We start from the raw sequence: 12,141 nt of genomic DNA on the forward strand, positions 1-12,141 counted from the left end.
CTGCCGGAGCGGCCTCGGGCGGGCCGGACGAGGGGCTGGCCGAGAAGCTCGCCGGTTCCGATGGGCAGGAGACCGACGCTGCGGACGACGGGGGATGCCCGGCCGGTCATGAGCCGGCGAGGTCGCGGCGGAGGTGCTCCGCGGTGAAGGACCCTTCGGCCGTCAGGAGGTCGGTGGGGGTGCCTTCGAAGACGATCCGGCCGCCGCCCCGTCCGCCGTCGGGGCCGAGGTCGATGATCCAGTCGGCTTGCTCGATGACGTCGAGGTCGTGTTCGACGACCAGGACGGTGTTGCCCGCGTCGACCATCCGGTCCAGGAGGGCCAGCAGGGTCTGGATATCGGACATGTGCAGGCCGGTGGTGGGTTCGTCCAGGACGTAGATGCCGCCGGTCTTGTGGAGTGCCCCGGCGAGCTTGAGGCGTTGGCGTTCGCCGCCGGAGAGGGTGGAGAGGGGCTGGCCCAGGGTGAGGTAGCCGAGGCCGACCTCGTTCAGCAGGCCGATCTTGCGGGTGAGGGTGCGGTCGGTGAAGAAGCCGGCGGCTTCCTCGGCGGTGAGGCCGAGAACGTCGACGATGTTCTTGCCGCCCAGGGTGTGGGCGAGCACGTCGGGGGCGTAGCGGGTGCCGGCGCAGGTCTCACAGGTGGTGGTGACCGGGTCCATGAAGGCCATGTCGGTGGTGATCTCGCCCTTGCCGTGGCAGACGGGGCAGGCGCCGCGCGAGTTGAAGCTGAAGTACCCGGTGTCGACGCCGTTGGCCTTGGCGAACGCCTTGCGGAGCGTGTCCATGACGCCGAGGTGGCTGAGCGGAGTGGAGCGGGAGGACGCGCCGATGCTGCCCTGGCCGACCATGATCGCTTCGGGGTGCTGGGCGGTGAACACCTCGGTGACCAGGGTGGACTTGCCCGATCCCGCGACCCCGGTGAACGCGGTCAGCACACCGGTGGGTATCTCGACCGTGATGTCCTTGAGGTTGTGCAGGGCGGCGTCCTTGACCGTCAGCCAGCCGGTCGGGGTACGGACCTGTTCCTTCAGTGCCGGAGTGCGGCGCAGGCAGCGGCCGGTGAGGGTGTCGGCTTTGCGGAGCCCGGCGGCGGTGCCCTGGTAGACGGCGCGGCCGCCGTGGGTGCCCGCGCCGGGGCCCATGTCGATGACGTGGTCGGCGGCGGCGATGACGTCGCGGTCGTGCTCGACGACGAGCACGGTGTTGCCGCGGTCGCGCAGCTCGCGCAGCAGGGCGTTCATACGGCCGACGTCTCGGGGGTGCAGGCCGGTGGACGGCTCGTCGAAGATGTACGTCATCCCGGTCAGCGACGAGCCGAGGAAGCGCACCGTCTTCAGGCGCTGCGCCTCGCCACCGGACAGGGTCGAGGTCTCGCGGCCCAGGTTGAGGTATCCCAGCCCGATGTCGTCGAGGCGCCGCAGTCCCAAGGCGGCCTGTTCGGCGAGCGGTGTGCCCAAGGGGTGGTCGACCCGGCCGAGTACGTCGATCAGCTCGGTGATTTCCATCGCCATCCAGTCGCTGATGCGGTGTCCGTTGACGCGGGTCCCCAGTGCGGCCTCGTTCAGCCGTGCCCCGTGACAGCTGGGGCAGGTGCCCTGGACCGTGAAATCCTCGACGGCCTTACGGGTGCGGGGCGACAGGGTGGAGATGTCCCGGCCCAGGTAGAGACGTTCGAAACGCGGGATCAGCCCCTCGTCACAGGCCGCCAAGGAGCCGGATTCGCCGTGCAGCAGGCGTCGCCACTCCTGTTGCCCGTAGCGCTTCAGCGGCTTGTCCAGGTCGAACCGGCCGGTGCGGGTGAACAGGTTCCACTGCACACCACCGATGTTGAACAGCGGGAAGCGCAGCGCGCCCTGATTCAGCGACTTGGCGGTGTCGAAGAACGTGTCCAGGTCGGGCTGGACGGTCCGGCCGAGCCCGGCGCAGGTTGGGCAGGCGCCCTCGGGCGTATTGAAGGAGTACGCCGTCGCCATGCCCGCCGAGGGTTCTCCGGTGCGCGAGAACAGCAGCCGGATGATCGAGGCGAGGTCGGTGGCGGTACCGACGGTGGACCGGGCGTTGGCGCCGATCGGCTTCTGGTCCACGACCACCGCGGTGGACAGATGGTCGATCCGGTCGGCGTCGGGCTTCTCGTAGCGCGGCAGCCGGTTGCGGACGAACGTGGTGAAGGTTTCGTTCAACTGCCGCTGTGCCTCCACCGCGAGGGTCGAGAACACCAACGACGACTTGCCCGAGCCCGACACACCGGTGAACACCGTGATCTTGTGCTTGGGGATACGCAGCGAGACGTTGTGGAGATTGTGCTCGCGTGCGCCCTCGATGAGGATTTCCTCGTTCATGAGCTCTCTGAAAGTTCGCGTTCGGAAAGGGGCGCGGTGCCATCTGCCGACCACGCTGAGCAGATGCCGGGCGGTCGCTGTTGGCCCGTCTACTTGGTGCCGTTGACCTGTTGGTCGATGTCGAGGGTGAGCTGGAGAGCATCCAGCGCGGTGGCCGGTGCGATCTCGTTGGCGACCTCGCCGCGCAGGCAGGCCAGGACGTGGTCGATCACCGCGGTGTACTGGTCGGCGGGCGGCAGATCCAGCTCGCGGGCACCGGCAGCGGTGTAGGCAGTGAGCGTGCCGGTCGGTTTGCCGTCGAAGCCCATCGACGAGGCCGCCTCCAGCACACCGTCGCTGAAGGTGGCGGTGTAACCGCCGCGGGCGCCCCACGCCATGGGCATCAGCGAGGAGACCGAGTCGCGGGCGAATGCGCCGTCGAATCCCAGGGTCGCCTCGATCGCGGCACTGTCGCCGTCGCGGGCCACCGTGGTGACCTCGACGCTGCGTGGCCGGCCGAGGGTGCGCGTGACGATGTCCATGTCGCTGTGCATGGCCTCCAGCGGCAGCGTCTTGAGCCCCAGCGAGACGCCCGGCCACAAGTGTGCGGTCCAGTTCCACAGCGTCAGCTGCTCAAGGCGGCCGTAGGTGCCGTCGCGGACGGCGTCGAACAGCGCCCGGTTGGCCGGGATGAATCGCTCGAACATGTCCACGAACACCTGCTTGCCGCTGCGTGCGGTGACCTCGACCACGCGCCGGGCGTCGTCCATGGTGCCGGCGAGTGGCAGCTCGACCAGCGCGTGCTTGTCGGCGTCCAGCGCCCGCAGTACGTACTCGGCGTGCAGTGGTACCGGCAGACAGATGTCGACCAGGTCGAAGTCGTCCTCGAATGCCTGGTCCAGGTCGCTGGACGAGGCGAAACCGAATTTCCCCGCGGTCTCTGCGGTCTTGTCCGGGTTCCGGCCGAACATCACCACCTCGACATCCCCGCGGCGCGCGGCGTACACGGCGGCGTGTGCCTGCCCGAATCCGGTGCCCAGCAACGCGATCTTCATGTCGTCCGGCCAGGGACGAGCCGTCTCGCGCGCGGCAGTGCCCCCGTGGGCCTGGGACGGTCCAGGTCGCACGGGGGCATGGGCCATGAGGCCGTGGCACGAGGCACGGGCCCGGCCGGGTCAGTTCTGCTGCTATGCCTTACGGCGGCGGATCACCAGGTAGGCGCCGGCCGCGACGAGTAGGGCCGCCCCCGTGGAGAGCAGGCCCACGGGCGCACCGTTGCCGGTTTCGGCGAGGTCGCCGCCGGGTGCGGACGGGGACGGCGAGGAGGCCGCCGCGGCGGCGGACGGTGTGGCCCCGGCGGGTGCCGGGGTGGCGGATGCAGGGGCGGACGGGGCGGCGGATGCCGACGGCTTGCCGCCGCCGGGCTGGGCGGCGTCCTTGCAGTCGGTCCAGAAGACCTTGTGCTTGGCCCGGCCGTGCTCGCCGTCGAAGTTCCAGAACAGCTTGTAGTGGCCGTCGGGCAGGGCCAGGTCCTGCGAACGGCCGTGCCCCTCGCCGTCGAGGTTCAGCGCACCGGATTTCACGGTCTCGCCCTTGACGTCGGCGGTCGGGGCCCAGGCTTCGATGTGCCAGTCGACCTGCTGGCCGTCGTCGAAGCCAAAGGCGTCGAGATAGAAGGTGCAGACGTGGGGCTCGTTCTTGCGGAGTTCCTCCCCGGTTGTGGCGTCGTGGATCTTCACGGTGCCGTTGTCGCCGGGGGCGGTGGCATAAGCGGAAGGAGCAAGCAGCAGGGACGCGGCCACGGCGGCCGTGAGCGTGCCTGCGGAAACAAGCGGGCGCATGGGCAGTCCATCGGTGAAAGAGGAAGGTTGCCGTGGGGGGCGGCTCAGCTTCCTGCGACCTCACGAGTCCGTCAAGGCATACGGAAACGCTTATGCCGTAGAGAACATCACTCGTCCCATTGGTTCCGCATAACGATTGAGGACGTTGCCGATTGAGCGTGCGGCCCCTCGGGACGTCCGCGCCGCCGCAGGTGCGCGTCCCGCAGCGCCGTGGGCCTCCTCGGAAGGCGGGGCGTGTTAAAAGTGTTGATATGCGGTGAAAAGGGGTCAGGTCTCGGCGCTGCTCCGACACATGCGGGCTGCCCTGGTCCGGGCTGCGGCCCGACCCATGCGTGCTCTCCGGGACGCCGGCAACCGCCGCGAGGCGGCCCGGACGGCGCCTCCCCCGGGCGCGAGCACACCTGCTGAAGACGCGCCGCGACGCGCCGGCCGGCGTGCGCTGAGCGGCGTCGCCGGTCAGGTGTTCCGGCTGCAGTCGGCGATCGTTATCCTGCTGATCGGTACTGCGGGCGTGGCGCAGGTGGTGCAGGCACGGCACGCCGGCGAAGCCGAGGCCGGGGCCCGGTCGCTGGGTGTGGCCGAGGCGTTCGCCCATCAGCCGGCTGTCGCGGCGGCGCTGCGGTCCCTCGATCCCACGGCCGTGCTGCAGCCGCTGGCCGAGGAGACCCGGCGCGCGCTGACCGGCGCGTCGTTCACGGAGGCCTTCGTCGGCGCGCCCACCGGGGCGATCCGGGCGGTGGTGCCGGTCACCGACGCCCGCGGGAGGGTGGTCGGCGTGGTCACGGCGGGCGTCGAGATCACCACCGTCTCCGCAGCGGTCAACCAGGGACTGCCGCTCCTCGCCGCGGCGGGAGCCGAGGCGCTCGCCCTGGCCGTGGGCGGTGCGGCACTGGTGAGCCGGCGGCTGCGGCTCCAGACGCACGGTATGGGACCGGCCGAGATGACGCGCATGTACGAGCACCCGACGTGGTGCTGCACGCCGTCCGTGAAGGAGTGCTCATCGGCGGGCCCGACCGGCGGCTGATGCTGGCCAATGACGAGGCGCGGCGGCTGCTGGAGCTGCCCGCGGACGCCGAACAGCGCGACCTGCGCGACCTGGGCCTGGAGGCGGACTTCGAGGAGATGCTGGCGTCCTGCCGCAAACGATCAAGGGCCGCCGTGTCCACCCCAGAAGCGCCCGACCGGCCGGTACGAGGCAATCCCTCGCCGGTCCACCCGCCGCGGCTGACGGAAACGGGCGCGGGGAGTAGTCCTGGCGTTACTCTTTGTGTATGACTAACTGGAGCTACGCAAACTGCGGACTTCCGGACGACGCGCTGGTGATCGAGAGCATCACCAGCACCCCGGATTCGATGAAGCCGGCCAGCGAGTGGAAAGCAACCATCAAGGCGGTCGCCCAGACGGAGATCAAGGACGGCGCTTACCTGGACGTCACGGTCAGGCTTGGCCTCGTCAAGCTTCTCCACAAGCAGTTCGACATGTTCGAGATGTTGCGTGGCTACGACGCCGCAGGTTGGACCCTGACTCGTGACACCGGCGGCGGCGACGAGACCATCAAGGAGGGACCGGTGACGCTGACGCTCGCCAAGAAGCTGGAGAAAGAGACCCCGCGCGCCAAGTTCACCGTGAACGTCCGCGGCTTCACAGTCGAGGAAGAGGACATGGTCTGTCTCGACTTCAAGGTGGACTTCATGCAGGGCTGATCGCCGGCTGCGAGCGTACCGTTCAGGGTCTTCGCCGCCTGCGCCCGCCGCCCCTCCGTTGCACCGGAGCTTCCGCGCAGGGGCACAGCAAGAAAGCCCGCCTCAACTCACCAGCGCAAAATCGTCACCAGCATGGACGCCGACGTACGCCGACGTACGCCGTCAGCGGCAGGAGCCGGCTGAGCGCGGAGCAAGCCGGGGAGTTGACCGCCGTCCATCGCCTCGACGTTCGCGCCAGCGCCCCCGAAATGCCATCAGGGCCGGCCGATGCGGCCGAGCAGTAAGGGCAGTAAGGGGTGTGACGGGCTGCGAGGACCCGGCCGACGAACCGTCGGTCCGGCCGATCAGCATGCGGACCGCTGGCAGGCTTGCCGGTCGGAAAACGACGGCGAGCTCAGGTGACGGAATTGGCGCTGGCCGCCCGCGGCGGAGAACCCGACGCGGGCGAGCGCTTCATACAGGCCACCCGTACACCGTCTCCGGAGACGCGGTGGCCCTCAAGGCCGACGGGGGCTGCCCGGAGGTCCGCGAGGCCCCCGAGTTCCTCAACCGCAACGGCCGTACCTGGCTGACGTACTCGACCTGCGACACCGGCAAGCCCGACTACCAGCTGTGGATGCTGTCCCTGCCGGACAGCGCCGATCCCCTGACGCCCGCCAACTGGCAGCAGCACCCCGGCCCGGTCTTCGCCCGCGACGACGCCAAGGGGGCTTACGGCCCCGGCCACCACGCCTTCTTCCGGTCGCCCGACGGCACCCAGGACTGGATCGTCTACCACGCCAAGACGACCGCGGGTTACACCTACAGCAACCGCACGACCCGGACTCAGCCGATCGGCTGGCACGCGGACGGCAGCCCGGACCTGGGCCGGCCGTTCGCCCTGGGCGCGACGCAGGACGTGCCAGCGGGTGACCCGGGCAACGGCAATTACTGGATCAACGACGACGGCCGATCCAGTGGAGCCGGCCAGGTCTCCTACCAGGGTGCCTGGAACTCGGGGACGGGGTGCGCGACCCAGTGCTTCTGGGACGACGACCACTCGAGCGACCGGGCGGGCAACACTGCGGCCTTCACCTTCACCGGCACCCGCATCGCGCTGCTGTCCGTACAGGACACCGGCAACGGCATCGCGGCCATCAGCGTCGACGGAGGCCCCGAACAGCGCGTCGACTTCTACGGCTCTCCCCGGACGGGCGAGGCGCTCCAGTACCTCAGCCCGCGGCTGCCCTCCGGCAGGCACACCCTGCGCGTTCGGGTTACCGGGGAACACAGCGCACCGTCCACCGCATCCTTCGTGAGCGTGGACCGGGCCGAGGTCTACACCGACTGAGACCGCTCTTCAACCTGCTGCGGCCCGCACCCGCAGCCCCCCGGTACAGGGGCGACTGTGATAGCAAGTGAGAGGTGAGGAACCCCCGTCGGCTGGCTCCGGCGGGGGGTTCTGCGTTCGGGGACGGGCCTGGAGCGTGGTGTTCGACGCGGTCTTGCTGTGCTCCGGCTGGCCGTTCTCGACGGCGTGGGGAGGCCATCGGCGACGGTGCGGGTGCGGTGGCCGAAGTGCAGCGGTGGCCGAAGTGCAGCAGGGGGCGGGGGCCAGGACACCGCCACACCGCAAGCAACCGGCGTAGACGACGAGCCGACGCACGAGCACTACTTGCGCCGGCCCACGAGTATCCGTCCCGACAACTCTGGGATGCCCCGATGACCACTCCAGGCGCGCAGCCAGGCCCGTTCGACTCGAGGTCTGCTGTGCCTCCGATGTCGCATCAGCCCGGCGGGCAGCAGCCCCATCCACTCGCCGCCTGACCAGCGTCGGCGAACGCGGTGATGCCGGGGGCGGTGCGTGCCACGCGGGTTATGGCGTATGTGGCCGTCGCGCTCGTCCTGGTCGCCGCTGTCGCCGTCGGGGTGCTCGCGGGCGCCGAGGCGGACGGGGCGGTGCCGCGGTCGGGGCGGCGTTCCCGGTCATAGGGCTCGTAGTCTGCGCGCTGCTCTTCGGCAAAGCGGGTCCGGGGGCCAAGGTGACCGCGATGGTCCTTGCTTCGCTCACGGTCCCCTTCGGCGCAGGGGCATTGGGCCAGGGAATCCCCAGCGGGGTGGTTCAGACGGGCCTGGGCGTGGCCGTCGTCGCCGCACTCGCCCAAAGGCAGTCCGGCGACTGGTTCCGCTGCCCGAACCGCTGACCGCGATGCTGCTCGACGCGCTACCGCGGACCGGGCAGGCACCGCCGCCGCGGTGCTCAACACCGGCCGCCCAGGTCGGCGGAGCGATCGCGGTGGTGGTCTTCGGGGCGCTGCTGGCGGGGCGGACACGTTCCAGGCCGGCATGCGGTCGACATGCTGATCGCGGCGGCCGGGCTCGTACTGACCGCTGACGCGACGCTCACGCTGCCGCGGGACGGGCGCCGGAACGAGGAGGCGTGAGGCTTGCTGCGGGCCTGGATACCGCGACGGGCGGCAATCTGCCGCTCTGCTCGCACCCAAGCCCGCGCCCCCGGCCTGCACCGGACCGGACACAGCACCTGCCCGATCCTGCCCACCCTGCCCGGTCCCTCCCACGCCCCGCGAGTATTCAGCACCGCAGCCTGCGCCACGTCGATACACGCACCATGCCCACCAGCGATTTCAGCGGAATTTCATCGGCCACGGTTAGCGTCAACGCCGTCCGTGGGTTCCGCTGCAGTGCGCCACGCATTGCGACCCACCACCGAGGAAGGACGCTCAACTTCATGAGCAACACGTCCCGCATTGAGACCCGTGAGATAGCCGACGACGACCTCGACAGCGTCGCGGGTGGTCTCTCCGTCAGTGGCTCCGTGGACGGCCTGACCGCCACGTTCGCCCCGGGCCCCAATGGCATCCCGATCCTGACCGGCGGCTCCGTGAAGTCCGTCAGCCTCACGGTCTCCGACATCCCCCTGGGCCCGATCCAGGGCTGAGATACCGCTGTAGCACGGTGCTCATCCACCGGGCCCCGGCACCACCCCGAGCCGTCGTGGGGTAATTCAGGGTCCTGTGTGTCGTCGGCCTTCAAGACCTGGTTGTGGTCGTGGAGGCCGACATTGCCGTATGCGGCGGCTGACGATGTCTGTGCGGCGAAGGGGAGCCTGGCGATCCGGGACTGGGACGAGCAGGGACGGTTGCTCACCGACGAGCAGTCAGTGGACCTGTTCCCGTCGCGGGGTGAGCCGCACCGGGCCCACCGCCCGATGTCGCGGACCCGTGGTACCGGCAACTCGTCGTCCTGCGCCAGGAAAGCGGGATCCGCCGTCACAGCGGCACACGGCACCTGTTGCCTGCCGGCGGCGATCTCCTCGAAGTGCCCAAGGGTGTTTCCTCCGGATCACCCTGTGACCCGCGAGCGGCTGTCGCACGGGTAAGCCCGCCGCAGCGGCCTGCCCCTACTCGGCTGACCGGCGACGTCCCTGACGCCGTACGGAGGGGCGCCGGCGGCGATGTCGGCGACGGTGCGGGCGGGGGCACCGCCCTTCGGCGGCTTTCGTGTGAGATCCACTCTTTGGAGCGAGACAGCAGCGACTTGAGTTCCCCGGACGGAGCCCCTGTCAAGTATCAGGCCGAAGTGCACCTACGCACGAGGCAATGCAGGGGAGAGCGCTCGATTGACCGTCTACTTCATCGGTGCCGGGCCCGGGGCGGCGGATCTGATCACTATCCGTGGCCGGGAGGTTCTCGGCCGCTGTGGCGTCTGTCTCTATCCAGGGAGCATGACGCCGGTCGGACTGCTCGCGCACTGTCCCCCGGACGCGACGCGCGTCGACACGGCAAGCCTGACCCTGGACGAGGTCATGGCGCGGATCCTCGAGGCGCACGAGAAGGGGGTCGATGTCGCGCGGCTGTGCTCGGGGGATCCGTCCCTCTACAGCACCGTCGCTGAGCAGATGCGGGTGCTGGACAAGGCCGGTGTGCCGCACGAGATGGTGCCGGGCGTGTCCGCGTTCGCGGCGTCGGCGGCGGTGCTCGGGCGGGAGCTGACCGTGCCGGGGGTGGGGCAGAGCCTGATCATCACGCGCGCCCGCTCGCGGTCGGGGTCCATGCCTCCTGGCGAGACGCTGGCGAACTTCGCGCGGACCGGGGCGACGCTGGCGGTCTACCTCGTGATCAATCACCTGGAGGACGTGGTCGCGGACCTGCTCCCGCACTACGGCGGGGACTGTCCGGCGGCTGCCGTGGCGCTGGCGAGTCAGCCCGGGGAGACGGTCGTGCGCTCGACGCTCTCCTGTGTCGCAGGCGATGTGCGGGCGGCCGGGGTGGCGAGGCTGGCGACGCTGCTCGTCGGCCGGACCCTCGAAGCCGAGGGCTTTCCGGACAGCGTCCTGCATTCCGCCGCTCGCGACTGGTCCGCCTGATCAGAACACAGACAGGAGTAGCTCTTTCCCATGGCCGGTCCTCAGGATGTACGTACGTATTCGACCGAGCTCGATCTGGCCGGGCGTCGGGTGGTCGTCTTCGGGGGCGAGGCCACGGTGCTGCGGCATCTGGCGCGTTTGCTCGGTACCGGTGCGGAGATCACCGTCGTGGCACCTGCTGTGTGCCCCGCAATCGAGGCGATGGCGAAGGCGGGACGGCTGCGGTGGCACGCCCGTTCCTGGCAGCTGAACGATCTGGCGTACGCCTGGTACGCCATCGCCTCCACCCGGGGCGACGATGCGGCCATCGCTGAAGCCGCCGAGAAGCAGCGGGTGTTCTGCACCCGCACGGCCACCGAAGCCATCAGGACTCCGGCGCCGGACCACCCGGGGCCCGGCGTGGCCCTGATCGGGGCGGGGCCGGGGGATCCGGACCTGATCACCGTGCGGGGCCGGGACCTGCTCAGGGCCGCCGACACGGTGCTCGTCGACCGTCTGGCGCCGCTGGAGTTGCTGGCCGATCTGCGACCGGAGGTCGAGATCATCGATGCGGCCAAGCTGCCCTACAGCCGGACCACCGCACAGGAGCAGCTCAACGAACTACTGGTGGACCGCGCCCGCGCCGGGCAGTTCGTGGTTCGGCTGAAGGGCGGGGACCCGTACGTCTTCGGGTGTGGTTTCGAGGAGGTGACCGCTTGCGCCGAGGCCGGCGTGCCGGTGACCGTGGTGCCGGGCGTGAGCAGCGCGCTTGCCGCACCGGCGCTGGCCGGGATTCCGGTGACGTACCGGGGCATGACCCAGGAAGTGACCATCGTGTCAGGTCACTTGGTACCGGATCAGGAGCGCAGTCTCGTGGACTGGTCCGCACTGGGGCAGCGCAAGGGCACGCTGGTGATCCTCATGGGAGTCACCCATGTTGCGAGGACCACGGAGTTGTTGATGCGCGCGGGCCGGGATGCGACCACGCCCGCTCTCGTCGTCCAGGATGCCGCCACCCGCTTCCAGCGAGTGCTGACGTCCACCCTGGCCGACCTCGCTGAGGACTGCCGTACTCATGACGTCACACCACCCGCAGTATTCGTCATCGGCCCCACCGCTGGGCTAAAGGTGCCGAACGTGGTGGCGCAGCCGGAGCCCTGCCTGAGTTCGTGACCTGAGACCGCGGGCGCGCGCACACGCGGCGCGCTCCCGCGCCTAGGTGTAGTCGGTCATGACTTTGGTGACAGTCGGCTGATCGGGGGCTGGCCTGCGAGCGCGGTGTGTCGGCGTCGAGTGTTGGGCGCCGCTGCAAGCACTGCTCGATCCAGGGCCTGACGCCCAAGACTACCCGGGCCCAGGATGCCGTCCCCGTGCTGGAGAGTGTGGTCGGCGAGCTCGGCGCGAACGTGTACGCGGCCGGCGACTCCACGCTGGGCTTCTCCCGTAACCAGTGGTCCGGGCAAGGGAGACTCAAAGGGCATCAACAAGGGCCCGGACCGGGTCCATGAGGCGCTGGGGCTGGCTCGGAAGCTGGGCTACAAGCTTCACGTCTCGGGCATCATGGGCCTGCCCGGCACCACCCCGGAGCTTCTGCGCAGCGAGGTCGACAACTGGCTCTCCTTGGCCGAGACCTATCAGGACGCCATCACTATCGTGTCCGTCGCCGCCCCGGCATCATCCCGGGCTCGCGCATGTACTGGGACAGATGCCGCTCCCATCCCGCGGTCCGCGCCGCGCACGGTGAGATCATCCCGGCACGCCGTCTCACCGAGCTGTACGTGCGGGAGAACACCGACGTGTCCCTCACCGACGTGGAGAGTGCCATCGCCGAGGTGGGCCGGGGGGTGATCGCTCTGGGGACTGAGCCCTCCTGCGGGTCGTAGAGGCCGGCGAGCAGACGTGAACAGGTGCTCCTGCCGGACCCGTTGAGCG

Annotated in this window: 10 protein-coding genes and 1 pseudogene; 8 read left to right on the forward strand and 3 right to left on the reverse strand. The window is 69.8% G+C overall.

All coding sequences use genetic code 11. The features are described 5' to 3' along the window. Positions 1 to 106: 106 nt before the first annotated feature. The 3 genes from AB0D04_RS07780 to AB0D04_RS07790 all read right to left on the reverse strand — a co-directional run bounded on the left by AB0D04_RS07780 (position 107) and on the right by AB0D04_RS07790 (position 4,161). The gene (locus AB0D04_RS07780) at positions 107 to 2,341 is read right to left on the reverse strand and encodes an excinuclease ABC subunit UvrA (protein WP_362700473.1); all 2,235 of its coding nucleotides are present in this window, start codon (positions 2,339 to 2,341) and stop codon (positions 107 to 109) included. Positions 2,342 to 2,430: 89 nt separating this feature from the next. Beyond that, positions 2,431 to 3,375 (reverse strand): Gfo/Idh/MocA family oxidoreductase, encoded by a 945-nt coding sequence (locus AB0D04_RS07785; RefSeq protein ID WP_362700475.1) that lies wholly within the window; start codon positions 3,373 to 3,375, stop codon positions 2,431 to 2,433. A gap of 132 nt (positions 3,376 to 3,507) precedes the next feature. Further along, complete coding sequence (locus tag AB0D04_RS07790) at positions 3,508 to 4,161, reverse strand: LPXTG cell wall anchor domain-containing protein (protein WP_362700477.1); 654 nt, start codon at positions 4,159 to 4,161, stop codon at positions 3,508 to 3,510. A gap of 328 nt (positions 4,162 to 4,489) precedes the next feature. Between AB0D04_RS07790 and AB0D04_RS07795 the strand changes: the two genes are divergently transcribed. The 8 genes and pseudogenes from AB0D04_RS07795 (at position 4,490) to AB0D04_RS07830 (ending at position 12,092) form a co-directional block, all read left to right on the forward strand. Then, positions 4,490 to 5,185: a hypothetical protein gene (locus tag AB0D04_RS07795; RefSeq protein ID WP_362700479.1), complete on the forward strand. Its 696-nt coding sequence runs from the start codon at positions 4,490 to 4,492 to the stop codon at positions 5,183 to 5,185. Next, a complete protein-coding gene (locus AB0D04_RS07800; protein WP_362700481.1) occupies positions 5,155 to 5,436 on the forward strand; it encodes a hypothetical protein in 282 nt (93 codons plus the stop codon). Before AB0D04_RS07795 ends, AB0D04_RS07800 begins: the two co-directional genes overlap by 31 nt. Continuing rightward, positions 5,433 to 5,864: an ML domain-containing protein gene (locus AB0D04_RS07805; RefSeq protein WP_362700483.1), complete on the forward strand. Its 432-nt coding sequence runs from the start codon at positions 5,433 to 5,435 to the stop codon at positions 5,862 to 5,864. Before AB0D04_RS07800 ends, AB0D04_RS07805 begins: the two co-directional genes overlap by 4 nt. Positions 5,865 to 6,327: 463 nt before the next feature. After that, positions 6,328 to 7,194, forward strand: a pseudogene (locus AB0D04_RS07810) (family 43 glycosylhydrolase); the annotation flags it as partial. A gap of 1,398 nt (positions 7,195 to 8,592) precedes the next feature. Further along, positions 8,593 to 8,802 (forward strand): hypothetical protein, encoded by a 210-nt coding sequence (locus tag AB0D04_RS07815; protein WP_362700485.1) that lies wholly within the window; start codon positions 8,593 to 8,595, stop codon positions 8,800 to 8,802. A 681-nt stretch (positions 8,803 to 9,483) separates the two neighbouring features. Beyond that, on the forward strand, positions 9,484 to 10,230 hold the full coding sequence (locus AB0D04_RS07820) for an SAM-dependent methyltransferase (RefSeq protein WP_362700487.1): 747 nt from the start codon (positions 9,484 to 9,486) through the stop codon (positions 10,228 to 10,230). A 30-nt stretch (positions 10,231 to 10,260) separates the two neighbouring features. Continuing rightward, positions 10,261 to 11,382, forward strand: coding sequence for a uroporphyrinogen-III C-methyltransferase (gene cobA, locus AB0D04_RS07825; protein ID WP_362700489.1), 1,122 nt, complete (start codon positions 10,261 to 10,263; stop codon positions 11,380 to 11,382). Between the two features lie 518 nt (positions 11,383 to 11,900). Continuing rightward, on the forward strand, positions 11,901 to 12,092 hold the full coding sequence (locus tag AB0D04_RS07830; RefSeq protein WP_362700491.1) for a hypothetical protein: 192 nt from the start codon (positions 11,901 to 11,903) through the stop codon (positions 12,090 to 12,092). The last annotated feature ends 49 nt before the right edge of the window (positions 12,093 to 12,141 follow it).

Source organism: Streptomyces sp. NPDC048483, assembly GCF_040651455.1.
GTDB lineage: Bacteria > Actinomycetota > Actinomycetes > Streptomycetales > Streptomycetaceae > Streptomyces.